Source organism: Citrobacter sp. C5_2 (assembly GCF_014596845.2).
Taxonomy (GTDB): Bacteria; Pseudomonadota; Gammaproteobacteria; order Enterobacterales; family Enterobacteriaceae; genus Citrobacter; species Citrobacter werkmanii.
Map to the genome: position 1 here is coordinate 1,030,816 of NZ_CP115032.1, position 23,598 is coordinate 1,054,413.

At 51.9% G+C, this 23,598-nt stretch carries 22 protein-coding genes; 12 read left to right on the plus strand and 10 right to left on the minus strand.

Annotated features, from left to right (window positions below):
* Window positions 1-15 precede the first annotated feature (15 nt).
* Both ICA20_RS05055 and rlmM read left to right on the plus strand, forming a co-directional pair.
* Window positions 16-411, plus strand: a complete 396-nt coding sequence (locus ICA20_RS05055) for a DUF423 domain-containing protein (protein ID WP_003034037.1) — start codon at window positions 16-18, stop codon at window positions 409-411.
* Complete coding sequence (gene rlmM / locus ICA20_RS05060; protein ID WP_038633266.1) at window positions 404-1,504, plus strand: 23S rRNA (cytidine(2498)-2'-O)-methyltransferase RlmM; 1,101 nt, start codon at window positions 404-406, stop codon at window positions 1,502-1,504. Before ICA20_RS05055 ends, rlmM begins: the two co-directional genes overlap by 8 nt.
* A 43-nt stretch (window positions 1,505-1,547) precedes the next feature.
* On the opposite strand, the gene fucR is transcribed toward rlmM, so the two are convergent.
* From fucR to fucI, 4 genes are all read right to left on the minus strand, one after another.
* Window positions 1,548-2,267, minus strand: coding sequence for an L-fucose operon activator (gene fucR / locus ICA20_RS05065; RefSeq protein ID WP_038633262.1), 720 nt, complete (start codon window positions 2,265-2,267; stop codon window positions 1,548-1,550).
* A gap of 57 nt (window positions 2,268-2,324) precedes the next feature.
* Entirely contained in the window at window positions 2,325-2,747 is a 423-nt protein-coding gene (fucU, locus tag ICA20_RS05070) for an L-fucose mutarotase (protein WP_006686989.1), read from the minus strand.
* Window position 2,748: 1 nt separating this feature from the next.
* The gene (gene fucK / locus ICA20_RS05075) at window positions 2,749-4,167 is read right to left on the minus strand and encodes an L-fuculokinase (protein WP_038633259.1); all 1,419 of its coding nucleotides are present in this window, start codon (window positions 4,165-4,167) and stop codon (window positions 2,749-2,751) included.
* A 99-nt stretch (window positions 4,168-4,266) separates the two neighbouring features.
* Complete coding sequence (fucI, locus tag ICA20_RS05080; protein ID WP_069324531.1) at window positions 4,267-6,042, minus strand: L-fucose isomerase; 1,776 nt, start codon at window positions 6,040-6,042, stop codon at window positions 4,267-4,269.
* Between the two features lie 464 nt (window positions 6,043-6,506).
* Between fucI and ICA20_RS05085 the strand changes: the two genes are divergently transcribed.
* From ICA20_RS05085 to fucO, 7 genes are all read left to right on the plus strand, one after another.
* Entirely contained in the window at window positions 6,507-8,006 is a 1,500-nt protein-coding gene (locus tag ICA20_RS05085) for a sugar ABC transporter ATP-binding protein (RefSeq protein ID WP_038633254.1), read from the plus strand.
* A gap of 3 nt (window positions 8,007-8,009) precedes the next feature.
* Window positions 8,010-8,993, plus strand: a complete 984-nt coding sequence (locus tag ICA20_RS05090) for an ABC transporter permease (protein WP_038633251.1) — start codon at window positions 8,010-8,012, stop codon at window positions 8,991-8,993.
* Between the two features lie 73 nt (window positions 8,994-9,066).
* Window positions 9,067-10,017, plus strand: coding sequence for an ABC transporter substrate-binding protein (locus tag ICA20_RS05095; RefSeq protein ID WP_038633248.1), 951 nt, complete (start codon window positions 9,067-9,069; stop codon window positions 10,015-10,017).
* 53 nt (window positions 10,018-10,070) lie between these two features.
* A complete protein-coding gene (locus ICA20_RS05100; protein ID WP_038633245.1) occupies window positions 10,071-11,651 on the plus strand; it encodes an FGGY-family carbohydrate kinase in 1,581 nt (526 codons plus the stop codon).
* A gap of 66 nt (window positions 11,652-11,717) precedes the next feature.
* Complete coding sequence (locus tag ICA20_RS05105; protein ID WP_038633242.1) at window positions 11,718-12,716, plus strand: LacI family DNA-binding transcriptional regulator; 999 nt, start codon at window positions 11,718-11,720, stop codon at window positions 12,714-12,716.
* 142 nt (window positions 12,717-12,858) lie between these two features.
* A complete protein-coding gene (gene fucA, locus ICA20_RS05110) occupies window positions 12,859-13,506 on the plus strand; it encodes an L-fuculose-phosphate aldolase (RefSeq protein WP_003034062.1) in 648 nt (215 codons plus the stop codon).
* 27 nt (window positions 13,507-13,533) lie between these two features.
* Entirely contained in the window at window positions 13,534-14,682 is a 1,149-nt protein-coding gene (gene fucO, locus ICA20_RS05115; protein WP_038633238.1) for a lactaldehyde reductase, read from the plus strand.
* An 81-nt stretch (window positions 14,683-14,763) separates the two neighbouring features.
* Here the strand turns inward: fucO and xni are convergent, their stop codons facing one another.
* From xni to queF, 5 genes are all read right to left on the minus strand, one after another.
* Entirely contained in the window at window positions 14,764-15,519 is a 756-nt protein-coding gene (gene xni, locus ICA20_RS05120) for a flap endonuclease Xni (protein ID WP_038633235.1), read from the minus strand.
* Between the two features lie 118 nt (window positions 15,520-15,637).
* Complete coding sequence (locus ICA20_RS05125) at window positions 15,638-17,005, minus strand: L-serine ammonia-lyase (protein WP_038633233.1); 1,368 nt, start codon at window positions 17,003-17,005, stop codon at window positions 15,638-15,640.
* A 53-nt stretch (window positions 17,006-17,058) separates the two neighbouring features.
* The gene (locus ICA20_RS05130) at window positions 17,059-18,348 is read right to left on the minus strand and encodes an HAAAP family serine/threonine permease (RefSeq protein WP_006687002.1); all 1,290 of its coding nucleotides are present in this window, start codon (window positions 18,346-18,348) and stop codon (window positions 17,059-17,061) included.
* 562 nt (window positions 18,349-18,910) lie between these two features.
* Window positions 18,911-20,275 carry a nucleotide 5'-monophosphate nucleosidase PpnN gene (ppnN, locus tag ICA20_RS05135; RefSeq protein ID WP_038633231.1) on the minus strand — a complete coding sequence of 455 codons (1,365 nt, stop codon included), beginning with the start codon at window positions 20,273-20,275 and terminating at the stop codon, window positions 18,911-18,913.
* Between the two features lie 113 nt (window positions 20,276-20,388).
* Window positions 20,389-21,237: an NADPH-dependent 7-cyano-7-deazaguanine reductase QueF gene (gene queF / locus ICA20_RS05140; RefSeq protein WP_038633229.1), complete on the minus strand. Its 849-nt coding sequence runs from the start codon at window positions 21,235-21,237 to the stop codon at window positions 20,389-20,391.
* Between the two features lie 68 nt (window positions 21,238-21,305).
* Between queF and syd the strand changes: the two genes are divergently transcribed.
* Complete coding sequence (syd, locus tag ICA20_RS05145) at window positions 21,306-21,851, plus strand: SecY-interacting protein (RefSeq protein WP_038633227.1); 546 nt, start codon at window positions 21,306-21,308, stop codon at window positions 21,849-21,851.
* A gap of 488 nt (window positions 21,852-22,339) precedes the next feature.
* Here syd and ICA20_RS05150 read toward each other — a convergent pair whose 3' ends face one another.
* Window positions 22,340-22,495 carry a hypothetical protein gene (locus ICA20_RS05150; RefSeq protein WP_155268622.1) on the minus strand — a complete coding sequence of 52 codons (156 nt, stop codon included), beginning with the start codon at window positions 22,493-22,495 and terminating at the stop codon, window positions 22,340-22,342.
* On the opposite strand from ICA20_RS05150, the gene ICA20_RS05155 reads away from it, so the two are divergent.
* Both ICA20_RS05155 and truC read left to right on the plus strand, forming a co-directional pair.
* Complete coding sequence (locus ICA20_RS05155) at window positions 22,484-22,813, plus strand: YqcC family protein (protein ID WP_038633225.1); 330 nt, start codon at window positions 22,484-22,486, stop codon at window positions 22,811-22,813. The genes ICA20_RS05150 and ICA20_RS05155 overlap by 12 nt on opposite strands.
* The gene (truC, locus tag ICA20_RS05160) at window positions 22,813-23,595 is read left to right on the plus strand and encodes a tRNA pseudouridine(65) synthase TruC (protein ID WP_038633222.1); all 783 of its coding nucleotides are present in this window, start codon (window positions 22,813-22,815) and stop codon (window positions 23,593-23,595) included. Before ICA20_RS05155 ends, truC begins: the two co-directional genes overlap by 1 nt.
* The last annotated feature ends 3 nt before the right edge of the window (window positions 23,596-23,598 follow it).

Sequence of the window (23,598 nt, forward strand, 5' to 3'; positions counted from 1 at the left end):
ACGTAGGGTATTAACATGACCAGCCGTTTTATGCTGATTTTTGCCGCCGTAAGTGGTTTTATCTTTGTGGCGTTGGGCGCCTTTGGGGCACATGTTCTGAGTAAAACCCTGGGTGTCGTAGAAATGGGTTGGATCCAGACTGGCCTTGAGTATCAGGCGTTTCATACGCTGGCTATCTTCGGCCTGGCCGTCGCCATGCAGCGACGCATTAGCATTTGGTTTTACTGGAGTAGCGTGTTTCTGGCATTAGGAACGGTGCTGTTTAGCGGCAGCCTGTATTGCCTCGCGCTCTCCCATTTACGCCTGTGGGCGTTTGTTACCCCCGTCGGTGGTTTCAGCTTCCTTGTGGGCTGGGCGCTGATGTTAGTGGGCGCTATTCGATTGAAACGTAAGGGCGTTAGCCATGAATAAGGTTGTATTGTTGTGTCGCCCGGGTTTTGAAAAAGAGTGCGCCGCAGAAATTACGGATAAAGCAGGACGTCGGGAAATCTTCGGTTTCGCCCGTGTAAAAGACAATGCGGGCTATGTGATTTTCGAATGCTATCAGCAGGACGATGCCGAAAAGTTAGTGAAAGAGCTGCCGTTTAGCTCGTTGATTTTTGCCCGTCAAATGTTTGTGGTGGGCGAACTGCTGCAATATTTACCGCCGGAAGACCGTATTACGCCAATTGTCGGCATGTTGCAGGGCGTGGTGGAAAAAGGCGGCGATCTGCGAGTCGAAGTCGCCGACACCAATGAAAGCAAAGAGCTGGTTAAGTTCTGCCGTAAATTTACCGTACCGCTGCGCGCGGCGCTGCGCGAAGCGGGCGTACTGGCAAAATATGAAACGCCGAAACGTCCGGTGGTTCATGTTTTCTTTATCGCCCCTGGCTGTTGTTATACCGGTTATTCCTGGCCTGACAATAACTCCCCGTTCTACATGGGTATTCCGCGCCTGAAGTTCCCGGCCGATGCGCCGAGCCGCTCAACGCTGAAGCTGGAAGAGGCGCTGCATGTGTTCATTCCAGAAGATGAGTGGGACGAGCGTCTGGCCAATGGCATGTATGCCGTGGATTTAGGCGCGTGTCCGGGCGGTTGGACCTATCAACTGGTTAAACGCAACATGTGGGTTTATTCCGTGGATAATGGTCCGATGGCGCAAAGCCTGATGGATACAGGGCAGGTCACCTGGCTGCGCGAAGACGGATTTAAGTATCGCCCGAATCGTAACAACATTTCATGGATGGTGTGCGACATGGTGGAGAAGCCGGCGAAGGTTGCCGCGCTGATGGCGCAGTGGCTGGTCAACGGCTGGTGTCGCGAGACGATCTTCAACCTCAAGCTGCCGATGAAAAAACGTTATGAAGAGGTATCGCAGAATCTGGCTTATATCCAGGCACAGCTTGATGAGCATGGCGTCAATGCCCAGATGCAGGCGCGTCAGTTGTATCATGATCGGGAAGAAGTGACCGTACACGTGCGTCGTCTGTGGGCGGCCGTCGGCGGTCGCCGGGACGAGCGATAACGCTAAACATAGACCGGATGGCGGCGTAAACGTCTTATCCGGTCTATGTTGTTTCAATCAGCTGCGTATCTGACACGATATGCGTCACACCATCCAGACACCCAATCCGGACCTCCCCGGAACGATTAAACTTACTTTTATCGATCAGCAATAAAGATTGCGATGCGCGCTTAAGCAGAATGGATTTGAAGTCTGCGTTGGTGGCATTGGAGTCCCAGAGCGTGCCGTCGCTGTCGATCCCTTCGCAGGAAAAAATAAACAGATCGATATCGAGGGATTTTAGCTGCGAGATGAGCGCGGGATTAACATAACAGCCGTATTTACGTTCAAGGCGGCCGCCAGAGCTGATGAGCTGAATGTGTTCGCGTTTTGTCAATTCCTGGCAAATGGGTTGGCTGTTAGTAAAAACCTGAATGTCGATGTCCGGTAGCTGACGCGCCAGATACCAGCAGGTTGAGCTGGCGTCTAAGGCGATCACCATTCCTTCTTCAATCCATGCCAGCGCTTCCCGCGCAATATCCGCTTTGTGCGCATAGTGGCTTTTGAGTCGAATATGAAACGGGTCGCCACTGTCCTGATTTTTCCGGTGAATGGCCTTGGCCCGTCCGTGATTGCGTAGCACTTTGCCCTGGGTTTGTAATTCACTGAGATCGCGGCGGATGGTCTCTTTGCTGACGTTAAGCTGCAATGACAGGGCTTCGGTTGTCAGGCTTTTGTGGTGGGTAAGCAGATCTACGATGGCCTGCTGGCGCGCCGCTTTCATGTTCTGATCCTCATTTTATGCAGCATGCCCGTACCAGACGGGCATGCTGACCAGAGATTATGGCGTTACCCCTTTTTTTAAAAGAATATTCCCGTACTTTGCCCGTTCTCCTGTGATAACGATCGCAAACGCCTTTTGCGCGCGTTCGTAAAAGGCATAACGGTCAATACGCGTGATGTCTGGGCAGGGGGTCTGTAAGGAAAGCGCCTGGCGATAGCGAGCCTCGACGTCAGGATCGAGAGCGTCGCCTTCTACTGCCGCCATCATCACCAGCGGCGGGGCGTAGCTGTCCAGTTCAAAAAGCGGAATAATCGCCTGCAGCAGATCGCTGACCAGCAGACCGTCGGCGCGAATCACCTGCGGTCCCATGCTGTGAGCCGGAAAATGGGCATCGGAAAAGATAATCTCATCGCCGTGACCCATTTCAGCCAGCACTTTCAGCAGATCGGGAGAAATTAAGGGTGATATCGTTTTGAGCATGTTACTCGACTCCTGTCAGTTCAGATTCGGTTTGCGGATAGAAGTAACGGTACTGGTAGCTCACCTGGGCACGAGCCTGTTCCGGGGTGGTAAATTCACCCATACCTGACCAGGCAAACATTGCGGCGCCTGCCACGGTGGTTTCGGCGTCATCCAGCACTTTGACAGGGATCCCGAGAACGTTAGCTTTAATCTGGTTCCACAATGCGTTACGGCTGCCCCCGCCAACCAATAACAATTCAGAGGCCTGGAAATGACCGATTTTTTCCAGCGTGTGCAAATTCTGCTGCAACTGTTCTGTCAGTCCTTCCAGCGCGGCGCGATAAAAATGCCCGCGGGTGGTATTGAGCGTAACCCCTTGCCAGCCCGCATTCTGAGAGGCCAGCAGGTTGCAGTGCATCTTGACGCCGTCTGCGCCAGCAGGAATGGACCGGGCTTCGTCAATCAGCGTCTGCCAGGGCGTTTCGGTAGTCCAAAACAGCTTACGCACCCATTCGAGTACGCCGGAGGCCAGCCACTGCATGCCGGGATTGTACAGTCCGGCCTGGCTGTCTAATTCACAAGTGGAACCCGCATAACGGCTGAGCAGAGAGGTGTTCACCTGCGCACTGCGCACCATCAGAATTTCCCATGTACCGGAAGAGAGCACCGGTTCGTCTGGCTGAGCCCCCGCGCCAAACAGCGCAAACTGCGTGTCGTGCCCGGCAGATATCACCGGAATACCCACTGGAAGCCCGAGCAGGATGGCGGCCTCGTGTTGCAGTGCCCCAATCTGTTCGCCCGCTTCCACCAGACGTGGAAACAGCCGGCGCGGTATGCCGGTTGCCTGCAAAATGTCATCACTGAAATCGCGCTGCTGGATGTTCAGCATCTGGCTGGTGCCCGCCATAGTGATATCTGTGGTGAACTCGCCGGTTAAACGGTGGTTGATAAGCGATGAAATAAACAGCCAGGCGTGTGCCTGTTCGAGCAGTTGTGGGTGGTTTTCTTTCAGCCACACCAGTTTATACAGGGTATTGAAGCTGAACGCGCCGACGCCGGAGATTTCCTGCAGTTGCTGGGGCGACATGTAGCGATGGATATTTTCCATCACTGCTGCGGTGCGCGGGCATTTCCAACTGATTACCGGATATAACTGTTTGCCGTGTTGATCGACCAGCGTACCGTCTACGCCGAAGGTGGTGACGGCGATCCCACAGATACGACAATTGGCCAGTTGCGTGGAGAGCCGCTGACAGCAGTCGGCGAAGCGTTGCAAAATGGCCTCCAGCGACCACTGATGCCAGGCCCCGTTTTCTGCGGCAATATCACTGGCGTTGGGCGTTGAGGCGCGGGCGATAATTTTTCCCTGTCGGTCAACGGCAATGGCCCGCACGTTGGTCGCGCCACAATCGAGTACCAGGATAACGTCTTGTTTCATAACAACTCCTGAAACGCTACCGGATGGCGCTGCGCTTATCCGGCCTAAGGTTCACTCGTCTGTAGGCCCGGTAAGCTTGCGCCACCGGGCTAAGCCACATTAACGTTTATACAGCGGGCCGTAGTTTTGGCAGGCACGATAATCCTGGCCTTCGCTATCCATACCGTGGGCTGCCCAGGCTGAAGGACGATAGATTTTTTCGTCTTCCACGTTGTGCATGCAAACCGGAATACGCAGCATGGCGGCAAGTGTAATAAAATCCGCGCCGACGTGACCAATCGTCAGCACACCGTGGTTTGCGCCCCAGTTAGCCATGACGGAATAGACATCGCTGAATGGACCTTTACCGGTTAAGCGCGGGGCAAACCAGGTGGTCGGCCAGGTCGAGTTGGTACGCGCATCAAGCTGAGCATGCACCTCTTTTGGTAACTCCACGCTCCAGCCTTCGGCGATTTGCAGCACCGGCCCTAACCCTTTGATAATATTGATGCGGGTCATGGTGAATGGCACGCCGCCCTCGGTCAGGAAGCGAGAGGAGTAACCGCCGCCGCGGAAGTATTCGTGAATAGCCGGACACCATTCGGTCGCCGCCAGACAATCATCAGCCTCTTTCTGCGAGATTTCCCAGTGCGGCTTCATGGTTGGTTTCCCTTCGCCATCGCGCTGCTTGCAGGAACCATCCAGGGCTGCCGATCCAGAGTTGATCAGGTGAATAATGCCGTGCTCAGCCAGCCCGGTCAGCGGTTTACCCGTGACACGCTCCACCGCCTCTGGCGACCAGTAGGTGCGCACATCAGCAAAAACCTGTGCTGTACCAGTGAGTTGATGACCAAACAGCATCGCTACGCCGTTGAGACTGTCGTTTTCAGTCGCGACAACAAACGGTTCACGCACACCATTCCAGTCGAAGGAGCTGTTCAGCAGTGCTTCGGCAGTGTCGCCGTTTGGATATTGATCCGTCCAGTGACGCTGGCCCTGGAAGCCCGCGGCAATCGCGTTGTAACCCAGCGATTCTTCAACACGACCTTTGTCTGCCAGTTTCTGATTGCCTTGCATCATGTCGCGGATGCACATCGCCATCAGCAGGCTTTCTTTCAGTACCGCGCGGCTCTGCTCTTCGTTACGCTTATACTGTTGGGCGTTCTGATCTTCGCCGTAGCGGAAATGCTTGTCTGCCCACGCCAGTGCGATATCCAGTTCAGCTTCGTCATAAATTTTCTGATCAATTCGACGGCGAAGTTCAGTCATATCAACAGGTTGAACCTTCATTCCCAGCCAGGATTCAAAGAAGTTATGATCGACAATAGAACCGGCGATGCCCATAGAAACGCCGCCTACGGATAAATAGCTTTTACCTTTCATACTGGCAACGGCTAAGCCCGCCCGGGTGAAACGCAGCAGTTTTTCTTCGACATCGGCGGGGATGGTGGTGTCGCCGGCATCCTGTACGTCGTGACCGTAAATGGAGAACGCGGGCAGACCTTTTTGATTATGCGCAGCCAGCGCGGCAGCAAGATAAACGGCGCCAGGGCGTTCTGTGCCGTTAAAGCCCCAGATAGCTTTCGGACGCATCGGATCCATGTCGATGGTTTCGCTGCCGTAACACCAGCAGGGGGTAACGGTAATCGTTACGCCAACATTTTGGCTGCTGAACTTTTCTTCACAGGCTGCGGATTCCGCCAGACCGGCAATACAGGTGTCGGCAATTACACATTCAATTTGTGCGCCACAGGCATGGCGAAGTTTTTCCGTAATAAGCGCGGCGGTGGCTTTCGCCATATTCATGGTTTGCTCTTCAAGCGACTCACGTACCCCCATACGACGACCATCAATAACCGGGCGGATACCAATCTTCGGTAAGCTATTTTTTCTCATTCGAGGTTCCTCATCTCACTTTGTGCCGTGCTGCAAAAGCGGATGTTGGACACCACTGTCGCAGTTGGCTGAATTACCCATTTTTGCTAACTCGAGTTAGCTTAGGTATTGGAGAGTTTTTTACACAACTTTTTTGTTATGGAACTGTGAGAGGCTTCACGAGAAGTGGTTAAAATTCGATCTGCGTCAAATAAACAAATACGCAGATTTTTAATAAAAACCTTTTAAATCATAACAATATAATAAATTGTCTGTTCAGCATCACAGTTTTAAACCAAATGATTTGGCTAATTTGAGTAGCTAAAATAGCTTTAAAAGGCACTTCGCTAACTCGAGTTAGCATGATTGATAAAACGCATATGAACTTGTAAGTAGTATTCGCATTAACGGTGACGATGGCCCTCTGGAATCTTGTTTTCGCCTGATTCACTGACTGCAGTTTCTGTATATTGAGGAAAGCAGCAATGTCTGAAACATTTTTACAGATGAGTCATATTACGAAACGTTTTCCCGGCGTATTAGCGTTGAGTAATGTGGATTTTGCTTTACACAAAGGTGAGGTTCATGCGCTGCTGGGTGAGAATGGCGCAGGAAAATCTACGTTGATGAAGATCTTATCCGGTGTTTATCAGCCTGACGAAGGGGAGATTATTTTTGAGGGGCAGCCGGTTACTTTCGCTAACCCGTTAAGTGCGCAAAGTGCAGGTATCACGATTATTCATCAGGAATTTAACCTATTCCCTGAACTCACCGTTGAAGAAAATATATTTATTGGCAGGGAGTTTTGCAAAAATAATCGCTGGCGTCTGGACGAAAAACAACAGCGGCAGGCTGCGATCGATATTTTGCAAAAGTTAAACCTGAATATCGCCCCAGACACGCTGGTTGCCGATCTGACCGTTGCTCAACAACAAATGGTTGAGATAGCTAAAGCGATATCGGTCAATGCCAAGATTCTTATTATGGATGAACCTACGGCGGCACTGACGGAAACGGAAATCGACAGCTTGTTTCAGGTAACCCGTTTATTGAAAGAACAGGGGACTGGCATTGTTTACATTTCGCACCGACTGGAGGAGCTGGCGCTGATTGCCGATCGCGCTACGGTAATGCGCGATGGGCAGTTTATTGCCACCGTGGATTATGATGCGGTCAAAATTAGCGACCTGATTGCCATGATGGTTGGGCGTGACCTCGGTAATATTTATCCTCGCCGTGAACCTTTGGCTCAACGTAAGCCCGTGTTGGAAGTGAGTGGGCTGACGCGTAATGGTGTATTGAACAATATTGATTTCACGCTTTACCAAGGAGAAATCCTGGGCTTCGCCGGTCTGATGGGCGCAGGGCGTACTGAGCTGGCGCGGGCGATTTTTGGCGCGGATCCCATTAATGGTGGAACCCTTAAGCTGAACGGTAAAGTTACGGTGATTAAAGATATTCCTGATGCTATCCAACAGGGTATCAGCTATTTAACCGAGGACAGGAAAAAAGAGGGACTGGCATTAGGACTGTCCGTTGAGCGCAATATTATGTTGGGCAATTACCCTGAGTATTCCGATCGTTTTGGCAATGTGGACAGCAAACGTTGCCAGAAAACCAGCGAGGAACAGGTTAAAGCCCTACGTATTAAAACACCACATTTAGAGCAAGCCGCCTTGAATTTAAGTGGTGGTAATCAGCAGAAAATTATTATTGCCCGATGGGTGTGTAAAGACACCGATATTCTCATCTTTGATGAACCCACTCGCGGGATTGATGTGGGGGCCAAGCTTGAAATTTATGAATTAATGAATCGGCTGGTGGCAAAAGGGAAATCAATTATCATGATCTCCTCTGAATTACCGGAAGTGCTGGGTATGTGCGATCGCATTTTAGTGATGCGTAATGGGCGTATTACCGGGGAGCTAGCTTCTGATGACGCCACACAAGAAAAAATCATGCAATATGCGACGTTAGAGGACTAACTTATGACTATCTCTGTAACCTCTTCAGACAGCAATAATAAGAAAATAAAAATTAATAAAGAACTTTTAATGCGCCTTGCGCCACTTTTAAGTCTGATTATTTTGGTAATATTTTTTAGTTTTGGTTCGCCGTTTTTCTTTAACACTGAAAACATTATGACAATTGCCCTGCAAACCTCGGTGATTGGCATTATGGCGATTGGCGTTACCTTCGTCATTATCACTTCAGGGATCGACCTTTCTCTCGGTTCAGTCGTGGCATTTTCTGGTGTCGCGGTAGGTATCTGCGCCACGCTGGGATTGCCTCTGCCCGTCTGTATTCTTGCAGGTGTACTGGCTGGAGGATTATGCGGCTATATCAATGGTCTGCTGGTCACCAAAATGACTATCCCGCCTTTTATCGCCACGCTGGGTCTGATGATGTCCGTCAGAGGTATCAATATGGTGATGACCGATGGCCGCGCGATTTACTTCGCTGATTACCCCACCTTCAAAATGCTGGCCCAGGGACGGTTGTTTGATGTGCTGCCCTATCCCGTTTTTTACCTGGTGGTGGTGGCGCTCATCGCCGCGTACATCCTGAAGAAAACGGTGATAGGCCGCTATGTTTACGCGGTGGGCAGTAATGAGGTGGCGGCACATCTTTCCGGGATTAAAGTGCAGCGCGTGAAAATTTTCGTCTACGCCTTTTGTGGTCTGCTGACCGGGATTGCCGGGGTCATTCTGGCCTCACGTTTAAACTCCGGGCAGCCGACGGTCGGTGTGGGTTATGAGCTGGAAGCTATCGCGGCGGTCGTTATTGGCGGTACCAGTCTGATGGGCGGGATTGGCACCATCGGCGGCACCATCATTGGCGCATTTATTATGAGCGTGTTGAAAAATGGTCTGAACCTGATGGGTGTTTCCCAGTTCTGGCAAATGGTGGCCATGGGGATAGTGGTCATTGCTGCGGTTTATCTCGACACATTACGCAAAAAAATTCGTTGATTTACGCTCCCGGAAGTCACGGGACATCATAACCCTGACGTTTAGGGTGACTCACTCAGAACGGAGTAAAACAATGAGAACCAGGAATTTTGTCTATGCGTTATCCCTGCTGGCCTGTATGACATCCAGCGTTTTGGCTAAAGATATGAATCTTCCCGTGGTCAGTAAAGGTTTCCAGCATGAATTCTGGCAAACCGTAAAAATGGGGACGGAAGCGGCAGCAAAAGAGTTGGGTGACAAAACCAGCTACGTGGGGCCGGCGGATGAAACTCAGATTGCCGAGCAGATTCAGTTAGTTGAAAACGCGATGGCGCAAAAACCTAATGGACTATTACTGGCCGCGTTAGATGCCAATGCGCTGGCGCCATTAGTTGAGACCGCAAATTCACGCGGCATTAAAGTTGTGACCTTTGACTCCGGTGTGAATTCTGATATTCCGGTCAGTTTTGTCGCCACGAATAACCGTAAAGCCGGGGCTGAAGCGGCAGACGCGCTGTCAGCAGAAGTGGGCAACAAAGGAAAAGTGGGCATTATTGCGCACGTAGCAGGGACCTCCTCAGCGATTGAGCGTTCAGAAGGGTTTATTGCCCGCATGAAGGAGAAATATCCGGATATCCAGGTGCTACCGGTCCAGTATAGCGATGGTGATCCGCAAAAAGCGATGGATAAAACCATCGATATGATTCAGGCCAACCCGGATATTGCAGGGATTTATGGCACGAATGAAGGCTCAACGCTCGGCGTAGCAAACGCAATTGATAGTCAAAACCTGAAAGGCAAAGTGAAGGTGATTGGTTTTGATAGCACCGAGGCCATTATTGCCTTCCTGAAGTCCGGGGTGATTCAGGGCTTTGTTGTGCAGGACGCCTACCAGATTGGCTATCAGGGTATCAAGACGCTGAATGCGGCGGTATCCGGTCAGTCTGTACCAAAAGAGATTGATATTCCGGTGAAATTCGTTAGTGCGAAGAACATTGATACCCCAGAAATTGACAAGCTGTTACACCCATTCGGTAAAAAATAAGAGCGTTGGGGCGAGGTACTCGCCCCACTATTAGCTAACGTCAGGGAGTTACTATGAGCAGTGGATATTTCCTCGGTGTGGATGTCGGCTCTGCCAGTGTCAGGGCGGGTGTGTTCGATGCCAGCGGCAAACGTCTGGCCTTTGCGACACACCCTATCTCGCAGTTTCGACCCGGCCCCGATCGGGTTGAGCAGTCATCTGCAGAAATCTGGCAGCAGATTTGCGATGCGGTTAAGGGGGCAGTATCGTCATCCGGGATCTGCATTGAGGATATCCGTTCACTGGGATTCGATGCCACTTGTTCATTGGTGGCTCTCGACGAGCAGGGGCAGGGCCTGGCGGTTTCACCAGGCGAACCATCAGACCATAACATCATCATGTGGATGGATCATCGCGCGGTGCAGGAAGCTCAGCATATTAACGCTACGCAGGATCCGGCTCTGCGTTACGTTGGCGGTGAAGTCAGCGTCGAAATGGAGCTTCCCAAGGTGCTGTGGCTAAAAAAACACTTTCCTGCAACCTGGCACAGTGCGCATCGTTTTTACGATTTGGCTGACTATCTTGTCTGTAAAGCCACCGGGAGTGACGTTGCCGGTCTGTGTACGCTGACCTGTAAATGGAACTATCTGGCCCATGAACAACGCTTTAGCCACTCTCTGCTCGACGCCGTAGAATTAACGGATTTAACGGGCAAAATCCCGTCGCATATTCTTCCGCCAGGCGCCGCTGTGGGAACGCTTAGCGCCGATGCGGCCCAGGCGCTGGGGCTGACGACGGCAGTTGTCGTCGCCAGTGGGATGATTGATGCCCATGCAGGCGGTTTGGCGCTTGCTGGCGTTGAGCCTGCGGGAACGTTAGCGTTGATTAGCGGAACGTCAAATTGCCATATGCTGTGCAGCAAACAGGAAATTTATACGCCGGGCGTATGGGGACCGTATTGGTCTGCCATGCTGCCTGGTTACTGGTTGACGGAGGGAGGGCAAAGCGCTGCTGGGGCATTGGTCGACTGGACGCTCCAGGAATCAGGCGCGAGTGCCGAGCTATTTCATAAGGCCGAGGCGCGGGGTTGCCATCCGATCGTTTTAGTCAACGAATGGGTTGCGGAACTTGAGAGGAAGGAGTTTGAACCTGGTCGTTATTTGCATGTGCTGGCCGATCACCATGGCAATCGCTCCCCCCGCGCGCGACCCGATGCACGGGGCAGCGTCTGCGGCTTGACTCTTGAGCGAGGCGAGATGCAGGTGGCTCGCCTGTACCTGGCGACGTTACAGGCGATTGCCTGCGGCACGCGGCACATTATGGAAGTGATGCGTGAAAACGGCCATACCATTTCCCGACTGGCGCTGTGCGGCGGCGCAACGCATAACCCGTTGTGGATGCGGGAATATGCCGATGCTACCGGATGCGATATTCATCTTATGCAGGAAGAAGATGCAGTGACGTTAGGGGCAGCTATCACCGGCGCGGTAGCAAGCGGCGCGTGGGCGAATATTCCATCTGCATGCCAGGCGATGGTTCGCTCCGGCGAGATTATTAAGGCTAATCCGGCACGGCGGGACTTCTATGACCGCAAATACCAGGCTTATCTGATGATGTGGGATCAGCAGCAGGCGATTAACCAGCTTATGCAGTAAGACAAAAGTTTAAAATACTTTTATGATTGGAGATTGACGTTTTTGGATGTGGACTGGGGCATATAAATGGCTAAAACAGTAGAACAGATAGCCAGCGATCTGAATTTATCGGTTACGACCGTACGACTGGTGCTGAACGGGAAAGCAGAGCAATATCGAATCAGTGTCAAAACCCAAACGCGTATTAATGAATATGTTGAGCGCTATGGTTACGTCATAAACCATTCAGCCCGTAGCCTGAAATTGAATAAAACGGATACATTGGGACTGATTGTTCCCAATATTTCCAACGTTTTTTTTGCCACTCTCGCCGAGAAACTTGAGCAACGCTGTCGTCGCTCCGGTTATCAGTTAATGATTAGCTGTACCTATGATGATGTTGATTACGAAAATAAATTGACCAAAGCGTTAATCGCTCGCAATGTTGATGGCCTTTTTATTGTTCCCTCTACATTGGAGAATCAGCAACACCATTTACGCCAGGTCAGAAAACCGATGGTGTTACTGGACCGTGATTTTAAGTATACCGATAACGCATTGGTTGAAAGTCATAATATTTTAGGCGGCGAAAAGTTGACGCAAAGTTTGTTTGATGCCGGAAAGGCTCCAATCTGGTTTTTAGTCGGAGATACCGGATTACCCAGTATTGGCGATCGTCTGCAAGGTTACCTTAATTCTTTGAAGAATAATGGTATTCATCACCGTGATTGGGTGCGAGAAGGTCCTGACAACACTCCTGAAGGTGGCTTTCAACTGATGGATAGATTGATTGGTGAACAGGGCCGGCCACAGGCGTTTATAGCCTCATCATTACCCGTACTGGAGGGTGCTATTAACGCTATTCGCCATCGTTTCGGCACAATTCCACCTGATATTAATATTGGCACATTCGATGAACATCCGATGCTGGGATTCCTCGCCAATAATGTCTGGTCAATGCAGCAGGATGAAAATGTTTGGGCGGAAAAAGCATTCGATATGATGATGAGTGCCATAGACGACCAACCGATTAAAGAAACTGTAAAAGTACCGATGAAACTTATTAAGCGCGTAAGACAACAATAATACGTTGCTATAAATAAATCGGCCAACTGGATCTGAATAAACACATTCAGTGGCTGCCCATATCTGAAACCTGACCCGTCTTACTCTGCGGCTACATTTTTCGCAATTAAAGACGAGGAGAAACTGTACCCGGAGAATTATTATGGAAAGAATGCGTTTGTCACGAGAAATCATTGAAACCTGTCTTGAAATGACCAGCCTTGGATTAAATCAGGGGACGGCGGGAAATGTGAGTGCGCGATATGAGAATGGGATGTTGATCACGCCCAGCGGTATTCCTTATGAAAGACTTACTGAAAACATGATCGTGTATGTAGATAACGACGGAAAATATGATAAAGGTCAGTTACCCTCCAGCGAATGGCGTTTTCACCTGGCGGCTTACCAGACGCGTCCGGACGCCAATGCGGTCGTCCATAACCATGCTGTGCATTGTACGGCCGTTTCGATTCTCAACCGTCCAATTCCGGCAATCCATTACATGATTGCGGCGGCGGGGGGAAACTCTATTCCGTGTGCGCCTTATGCGACGTTTGGTACACGAGAGCTGTCAGAGCATGTGAGCGTCGCCCTGAAAAACCGTAAGGCAACGCTTTTACAGCACCATGGGCTGATTGCTTGTGAAGCGAATCTGGAAAAAGCACTGTGGTTGGCGCATGAAGTGGAAGTTCTGGCGCGCCTTTATCTGAGCACCCTGGCCATTGTTGATCCGGTTCCGGTGTTGGACGATGAGGAGATCGCTATTGTGCTGGAGAAATTCAAATCTTACGGATTACGAATTGAAGAGTAATTTCGCATAGCGAAAAGGAGAAATACGATGGCGAACAGAATGATTCTGAACGAAACGGCATGGTTTGGCCGGGGAGCTGTTGGTGCATTGACCGATGAAGTCATCCGTCGTGGTTATCGCAAGGCGCTGATTGTGACCGACGAAAACCTGGTGCGGTGCGGTGTTGTCGAGAAGGTGACGTCCCGGATGGATGACGCGGGTCTGGCGTGGGACATCTATTCAGGTGTTATACCTAACCCAACCATTGCGGTGGTGCAGGAAGGATTGGCGGTCTTTGAGCAAAGTGGCGCAGATTATCTGATAGCCATTGGCGGAGGCTCCCCGCAGGATACCTGTAAAGCGATTGGCATTATCAACAATAACCCTGAGTTTGCGGATGTACGCAGCCTCGAAGGGTTATCCCCGACGCGCTGCCCGAGCGTGCCGGTTATGGCTATCCCAACCACAGCAGGGACGGCGGCGGAAGTGACCATTAACTACGTGATCACGGATGAAGAAAACCGGCGTAAGTTTGTTTGTGTCGATCCACACGATATTCCGCAGGTGGCGTTTATCGATGCTGACATGATGGACGGCATGCCTGCGGCGTTAAAAGCGGCCACGGGTGTGGATGCCCTGACCCATGCCATTGAAGGATACATCACACGCGCGGCGTGGGCGCTTACCGATGCGCTGCACCTTAAAGCGATTGAAATTATTGCCGGGGCTTTACGCGGATCGGTCGCGGGCGACAGTCAGGCGGGGGAAGCGATGGCGCTGGGCCAGTATGTGGCGGGAATGGGTTTTTCCAACGTTGGTCTGGGATTAGTTCATGGCATGGCGCACCCGCTGGGCGCGTTTTATAACACCCCGCACGGCGTTGCAAATGCCATTTTGCTGCCGCATGTGATGTACTATAACGCCGAATACACCGGGGAGAAATTCCGCGATATCGCCCGGGTGATGGGCGTGAAGGTTGAAGGACTGACGCTGGCAGAAGCACGGAAAGCGGCGGTGGATGCGGTATTTGCCCTTAACCACGATGTTGGGATCCCGCGGCACCTGCGCGATGTTGGCGTACGCAAAGAGGATATTCCTGCGCTGGCGCAGGCTGCATTTGATGATGTCTGTACCGGGGGAAATCCGCGTGAAGCGAGCCTGGGCGATATCGTTGAGCTGTACCATACCGCCTGGTAATCACCCGGCGTTTATCCGGCCTACAGGGTTGTACGATAAGTAGGCCGGATAAGGTGTTTACACCGCCATCCGGCAATAACACTACCGAGCCAGCCGTAGCTGCTGTAAATTCCCGTCGATATGTAAGTCCGTTTGCAGTCGTGCGATATCGCGACACAGAAACGCCATTTCTTTATGCATCTCAAGCTTCTTGCGCCACTTTTCCGGCACCTCATCAAGATGCGCGTAAATCCCTTCCAGCGTTGGAAACTGCGTCAGCAATTGTGTGGCGCTTTTGGGGCCAATACCTGCCACGCCAGGAACCTTTGAACTACCGATCCCGGCCAGCCCCCAGTAATCGGGCAGTTGTTGCGGCAGCACGCCAAATTCTTTCTCAATGAACGGTGCGTCCAGCCAGCGCTTCTGAAAATAGTCGCGAATACGCAGCGTCGGGGAGAGCAACTGACAGTAGCCTTTATCGGTGGAGACGATGGTGGCCTGGTGTCCCGCCTGGCAAACTTTAACCGCCAGCGTAGCGGCTAAATCGTCGGCTTCATTACCGCTGGAGACCCAGCAGCAGACGCCGCGCTGTTCAAAAGCGGCGCGTAAGGCGGGCATTTCCTGATGCAAGTCATCTGGCATCGGTGGACGACCGGCTTTGTAATCAGGCAGTCTTTGGTGACGCCAGCCGCTATTGCGCGCTTCATCATCAAATACCGCCACGGCGTGCGTGGGCTGACTGTGCACAATTAATTGATCGAGCGCGTGCTGGCACGTCTCCACGCAGGGAGATCCCTGTACGGCGTGAATGCGGCGGATAAGATTCAGTGCATCGACAATAAGTAAGTGGACGGCCACGGTGTTCTCCCTAACAAATCAGGCTGTAGGGTAACATTCACGGCGGGGGGAGGCGAATATCTGAAATCAACATTTTGCCGGATGAGGCGTTAGCCGCCATCCGGCAATAGGCAGAGCTTTAATCGCAGGAGACAATCTTCATCGCCAGACCGCCGCGAGAGGTTTCGCGGTATTTGGCATTCATGTCTTTCCCGGTTTCGTACATGGTCTCGATGACTTTATCGAGGCACACGCGCGGTTCGCTGGTACGGCGCAGCGCCATACGCGCGGCGTTAACCGCTTTGACCGAAGCAATGGCATTACGCTCAATGCACGGTACCTGAACCTGGCCGGCAACCGGATCGCAGGTCAGACCCAGGTTGTGTTCCATACCGATTTCCGCCGCGATGCATACCTGCGTTGGACTACCGCCCAGCAGTTCAGCCAGACCGGCCGCTGCCATGGAGCAGGCTACGCCAACCTCTCCCTGACAGCCGACTTCGGCGCCGGAGATAGAGGCGTTCATCTTGTACAGTGAACCGATGGCGCTCGCGACCAGCATGTAGCGTGCCAGCGAGTTAGCGTTCACTTCGCGGATAAACTTGTCGTAGTAAGCCAGCACGGCAGGAACAATCCCGCATGCGCCGTTGGTTGGCGCGGTAACCACACGTCCACCGGCAGCGTTTTCTTCATTCACGGCCAGCGCGAACATGTTGATCCAGTCAACAACAGCCATCGGGTCGGTGGTGGTTTTGTCCTGGCTTACCAGCATACGCCGTAGCGCCGCCGCACGACGCGGAACGCGCAGTTTACCCGGCAATACGCCTTCGGTGGTGATACCACGCTCAATCCCGCTACGCATCACTTCCCAGACGTTGGCAAAGTGCTGTTCCAGCTCTTCTTTGCTGTGCAGCGCCAGTTCGTTTTGCATCATCAGGCCGGAAAGCGACAGGCCGGTTTCCTGGCAATGACGTTGCAAATCCACCGCAGATTTATACGGATACGGTACGTTTACCGGAGCGCTGTTCGGTAAACCAAAGTGTTCTTCATCAACGATGAACCCACCGCCAATGGAATAGTAAGTCTGGCTGTAAACGGCTTTTTCGCCCGCCAGTGCAGTAATACGCATCCCGTTTTCGTGCAGGGACAGATTGTCCGTATGGAAATTCATGCACTTGTCGACCGGGAATTCGACCTCATGTTGACCGTCCGCCAACAGCAAACGCCCATGAGTGTTCACATCCTGGATAAAGGCCGGGATGGCATCAATGTCTACGGTATCCGGCAGATTACCCGCCAGACCCATAATAATTGCGATATCGGTATGGTGGCCTTTCCCCGTCAGGGACAAAGAACCATAAACATCAACCACTACGCGGGTTATGTCAGTGAGGATTCCGCGTGCAATCAGGTCATCCGTGAATTGTTTGCCTGCTTTCATCGGGCCAACAGTATGGGAGCTGGAAGGGCCAATGCCGATTTTGAAAATATCGAATACGCTAATCATGAGGCGTCCATTGTGTATCGAGGTGCGCCGCCCCGGGGAGCGGCGCAGGGGAATTAACTGAACAGAGAGTAGGAAATTGCGGAGATAGCGATCAGGCCCATAATTACAACGAAGACGTTGCTGATATGGCCGCTGTATTTACGCATTGCCGGTACTTTCTGAATGGCATACATCGGCATCAGGAACAGAATCATCGCGATGATTGGGCCGCCCAGGGTCTCAATCATACCGAGGATGCTTGGGTTCAGCGTCGCCACAATCCAGGTGGTTACCAGCATGAACAGCGCAGTGATTTTGTTCAGTTTGTTGATTTCGATGGTTTTGCCTTTGCCGCGCAGAGACTTAATCACCATACCGTTGAAACCTTCACGTGCGCCCAGGTAGTGGCCGAGGAAGGATTTGGTGATAGCGATCATCGCGATGATTGGCGCCATCCAGGCGATAATCGGCGCGTTAAAGTGGTTCGCCAGGTAAGACAGGATAGAGATGTTCTGCTCTTTCGCTGCAGCCAGATCCGCCGGGGTCAGGCTCAGTACGCAGCTGAAAACGAAGAACATAACGGTCAGTACCATCATGATGTGAGCGAATGCCAGGATTTTGGAGCATTTCTTCTCAGCGTCATCACCGTACTCTTCACGCTTCGCCACGGCGAAGGAGGAGATGATCGGAGAGTGGTTGAAGGAGAACACCATTACCGGAATCGCCAGCCACAGAGTCATCCACAGACCGTTGCCGGTAGAAGCCGCAGAGTCAAAAGAGAGTGTTTCCAGCGCCGCGCCGCTCCACTGAGGGATCAGGTACAGAGCCAGCAGCATCAGGGCAGCAACAAATGGGAATACCAGGATGCTCATCGCTTTCACGATCATCTGCTCACCGAAGCGCACGATGGTCATCATGCCGACAATCAGGATCAGAGACAGGATGGCACGCGGCGGCGGAGTAATCGCCAGCTGGTGGGTCAGGAAGCTTTCAACGGTATTGGTGATTGCTACGCTGTAAACCAACAGAATCGGGTAGATTGCGAAGAAGTAGAGCAGGGTAATCAGTTTACCTGCGCCAACGCCAAAGTGTTCTTCTACAACTTCAGTAATGTCTTCACCCGGGTTTTTACCGGACAACACGAAGCGGGTCAGGCCACGGTGTGCAAAGAAGGTCATTGGGAAGGCAAGGATTGCCATGATGATCAGCGGGATCATACCGCCTACACCTGCGTTAATCGGCAGGAACAATACACCCGCGCCAATCGCCGTGCCGTAAAGGCCCAGCATCCACATGGTATCCGTCTTGCGCCATGCGCTGCGGGTCTGGCCCGTAACGATAGTGCTGGTTTGAGTGTTTTCCATCTATTTCTCCTGGAGGAAGCTTAAAAAGTCGGGTTTGGGGTCAATCCAATGAGAAAGAACCCGACTGTAAATCGAAATTCGTTGAGCGATTTTTTATATAATTTTTCGCCGTAATAATTTGCGGGCGGAAAGATACATTTTAGTAATGAATGTATCAGTGATCGCGATCCCAAATGCAATAATCCACCTTTTATGTGGATAAATTTGGACCATTAATCTGTTAAAAAATAGTCAAAGCGAATTTACGGGCGCAGAGGCTAACATTAACGACATATCTCATGAAAGCGAAGGCGCGAAGATACGAGCGTTGCGCTGTAAAAACTGTTGTTTTTAGAGGATTTTGGCGACTAATAATAATTTCCTGAGATAAATAACGGTTGGTTTTTGGAGGTAATCGTTTGCGTGGCGCGTGATTTTTAACGACATATCATTGGTATTTATATAATCGTCTGAGCTATATGACTGGTATCACTAAAAAAAGCCGGGAGGCGACTGCGCCAAACCCGGCTTTGATATGGACAAAACTGTCACCACGATAGCGTCTGCTATCGGGTGTTGAAGGTCAGGCGCAGATCTCGTAGCAAGGGATGTACGCGGAGCCTGGCAACTTCATACGATGCTGCGCAACGAACCCCTGCAGGAGATCGTCCATGCGGCGCATCATTTCGCGGTCACCGTGGATTTTGTACGGGCCAAACTCTTCGATGGCGCGAATGCCGACTTCCTTCACGTTACCGGCCACAATACCCGAGAATGCACGACGCAGGTCGGCCGCCAGAACTTCAACGGGTTGATCCGGATACAGTTTCAGGTTAGCCATATTTTCATGGGACGGCTCGAACGGCATCTGTAAATCAGGTGCGATACGAATCGACCAGTTAAAGCTGTAGGCGTCTCCGGTGTCGCGACGGTTCTCTTTTACCAACGGCATCGCTTTTTTCATCAAGCGCGCAACTTCCGCCGCATCGTCAATGATAATGCGATAGTGTCGGCGGGCATCTTCCCCCAGCGTGTGCACGATAAACTCGTCCAGCACGCGGAAGTAATCGGCGCTCTCTTTTGGTCCGGTCAAAATCAGCGGTAGCACCTGATCTTTATTAGCCGGGTTCATCAGGATCCCCAGCAGATACAACAGCTCTTCCGCAGTCCCGACGCCACCCGGGAAGATGATAATACCGTGGGCGATGCGCACGAACGCTTCCAGACGTTTTTCAATGTCCGGCATGATGATCAGTTCGTTAACCAGCGGGTTAGGCGGCTCAGCGGCGATGATTGACGGTTCAGTCATACCAATAAAGCGGCTGTCTTTGTAACGCTGCTGGGCGTGACCGACCGCTGCGCCTTTCATTGGCGCTTCCATCGCTCCCGGACCGCAGCCGGTACAGATGTTCAACTCACGCAGGCCCAACTGGGTGCCGACGCGACGCGCATACAGGTATTCATTTTCGTTGATTGAGTGACCGCCCCAGCAGACGACCATGTTCGGCGCTTCACCGACATGTAGCGCCCGGGCGTTACGCAGGATCGAGAACACCAGGTTGGTAATATGCACTGAACTTTCGAGATCCAGATGCTGAAAACGACCCGCGTTATGGATCTGAGCATTGACGAACAGAATGTCGCGCAGCACGGCAAACAGGTTGGCCTGCAGCGCACGAATGATGCGCCCATCAACAAACGCATCTTCAGGCGGGTTAATCAGTTCCAGCTTCACGCCCCGTTCGCGGCGCAGCACGTTAATATCGAAATTTTCAAAGCGGGACAGCAGTTCTTTGCTGTTGTCGGTCAGACTACCGGAGTTCAGAACGGCAAGTGAACAGTTACGAAACAGTTGATACAGGTCGCTGCTGGCCGTGCGTTTAAGTAATTCGACTTCCAACTGCGACAACATGTCCATTGAGCCAAGTGGGCTAATATGTGTAATCAAGTAGACTCCTTATGGGACGCAAAACGTCATTCCCTGGTAGTTACAATAGCCCTGGCTGATGACCTTTCACAACCTTGCGCGCGGAATCCGACACGCAAAATTGAGAAAAAAGATTACTGACGTACCAGTCGGCCCGTAGCTGGCGTGAAATCGGTATTGGTGCGCCATGGGTTAATGTCCAGACCGCCACGCCGCGTGTAGCGCGCGTAGACGCTCAGTTTCTCCGGTTGGCAGAAGCGCAGAATGTCATTGAAAATACGCTCCACGCACTGCTCGTGAAATTCATTATGGTGGCGGAAGGAGACCAGATAACGTAGCAGCTTCTCCCGGTCGATTTTGCGTCCGCGATACTGAATTTGTATGGAGCCCCAGTCGGGCTGGTGGGTGATCAGACAGTTGGATTTCAGCAGGTGACTGACCAGCGTCTCTTCCACCGCTTTCTCGCCGCTCACGGCATTTTCCAGATATTCAGTGCTGAACTGGTAGTTATCAATGACGATATCCTGATTATCGATACAGGTGCCGTTAAAGTGGGCGATCGGTTGTCCTTCCAGTTCGTCAAGGCGGTATAGCGCCACGCTGACATCGCCCTGAGCGCAGGCGCGCAGATCGTTTTCCAGCGTCTGGCGTACCGCCTCCCAGGAGTCAAAACGCGTCTGGTTAAAACTGTTCAGGTACAGCTTAAAGCTTTTCGATTCAATCAGATTTACGCTGGTGTAATCCAGCTCCACATGACCGACCGCAACCTGCGGTAAGCCGTTAGCATTCAGCCATGACAGTTCATACAGCGTCCAGATGTCGGCACCGTGGAAAGGCAAATTATCGGCCTTTAAATCCAGCGGGTCGCGGTTGAGGCTGCGCGGAACGCCCTGCAACAAACTGGCATCGTAATTATCCCGGTAATCCGTTGATTTACCGAGAGTCAGGCCGTCAAGCGCCCGATGATTTTCATAAGAAGACATGTTTCACCGTCATAAACCAGATACACTATGCGACAAGTGTATCCTGGCTTTTGTGAAGAGAGAAATCAGTGGACGAATTGACAGCGCAGGCGTTGACAGCCTTTACGACGCGTTATTGCGACGCGTGGCATGACAAAAACAACAGCTGGCCGCTCAGCGAAGAGCTGTATGGCGTACCGTCACCATGCATCATTTCTTCCACTAACGATGCGGTTTACTGGCAACCTCAGCCTTTTGTCGGTGAAAAAAACGTCAATGCGGTTGAACGTGCCTTTGACATTGTGATACAACCTGCCGTTCATGCTTTTTACACCACCCAGTTTGCCGGGGATATGCACGCGCAGTTTGCGAATGAAAAGCTGACGTTGCTGCAAACCTGGAGTGAGGATGACTTCAGGCGCGTCCAGGAAAACCTGATTGGTCACCTGGTTACGCAAAAGCGACTCAAGCTCTCGCCTACGCTTTTTATTGCCACGCAGGACAACGAACTTGATGTCATCTCGGTGTGCAATCTGTCCGGTGAAGTGTGCAAAGAAACGCTGGGCACCCGTCAACGAACGGTGCTGGCGGCTTCGCTTGCGGAATTCCTCACTCAACTTAAGCCAGTTCTGTAATCCATTTTGCCCTCAATCGTGTGAGATATCTCTTACAAACCCTGTAGGACATTGCCAGGTAATAAGTGAAGACTTAATGAATTGAAAAACTAATAATTACTTATAATTCAATCTGTTAATATTTTATTGTCAACTTTCATATGAAAATTATCTTAAGGGTATGTCTGTAGGTATCTTGTAAGACAAAGCGAAACAGGCGATTCTATATCCGTCGACAAGGAGTCGCACAACGAAGTGAACATCAGGATGATGGCTCTTCGGCAGGACACACCAGGATGGTGTTGCAAGGACAGGCTTCAGGATGAAGCAAAGAGGAAAGCGCGGGATGCGTTAAAGGACACCTCCAGGATGGAGAATGAGAGCCGGTCAGGATGTTCGGCGGGTCAGGATGGCCAGGACGCTTCAGGATGAAGTTTTCACATCGGGGTGGTGTGAGCAGGATGCAAAAGTTCAGGATGAACAAGGTCGCAAGACCACAGGAAAAGTTGTCACGGATGAGCAGGGAGCACCAAAAGTAGCTGGAATGCTGCGAAACGAACCGGGAGCACTGTTTTTACAGTGCTCCCTTTTTTTATTTCCTCTTCACTAATGCTATTCTTCGCGCCAGATTTTTCATCATTGAGGTTAATTTCATGACGACTCATGACCGTGTGCGCCAGCAGTTACACGCGCTTGAAGCGCTACTGCGTGAACATCATCACTGGCGGATGGACGAGCCAGCAGAGCATCTGTTTGCCAGCACGCAGCCTTTTTGTATGGATACCATGGAGCCGGTCGAATGGCTGCAGTGGGTGTTGATTCCCCGCATGCATACGCTGCTTGATAATGCGCAGCCGCTACCGCAGGCTTTTGCCATCGCACCGTATTACGAAATGGCGCTGACGGCCGATCACCCGCAACGCGACATTCTCCTGACGGCATTGCAGGAACTGGATGCGCTATTTACAAGTGATAACGCCTGATGCTGGAGATCCTCTATCAGGACGAATGGCTGGTTGCGGTCAATAAACCTTCTGGTTGGCTGGTTCACCGCAGTTGGCTCGACCGCGATGAGAAAGTAGTGGTGATGCAAACGGTGCGCGACCAGATTGGTCAGCACGTGTTTACCGCCCACCGGCTCGACAGACCGACCTCCGGCGTGCTGCTGATGGGGTTGTCCAGCGAAGCCGGGCGGTTGCTGTCTCAGCAGTTTGAACATCATCAAATGCAGAAACGCTATCATGCGATTGTGCGTGGCTGGCTGATGGACGACGCCGTGCTGGATTACCCGCTGGTGGAAGAGCTGGATAAGATAGCCGATAAATTTGCCCGCGAGGATAAAGAGCCGCAGCCTGCGGTCACCTATTATCGCGGTCTGGCGACGGTTGAAATGCCGGTGGCGACCGGGCGCTATCCCACTACCCGTTACGGGCTGGTGGAACTGGAGCCTCAGACCGGTCGTAAGCACCAGCTCAGACGCCATTTGGCTCACTTGCGCCATCCGATTATTGGCGACAGCAAGCATGGTGATTTACGGCAAAACCGCAGCGCCGCAGAGCATTTCGGCTGTCAGCGCTTGATGCTGCATGCCAGTCAGCTTGAGCTGACTCATCCTTTCACTGGCGAGCCGTTGGTTATTCGCGCCGGGCTGGATGAGGTCTGGATGCAGGCGCTGTCACAGTTTGGCTGGCGTGGACTTCTCCCGGAGAATGAAAGGGTTGAGTTCAGCGGGCTGTCAGGTCAGGATGAACAGATAGATTCTTAAGTC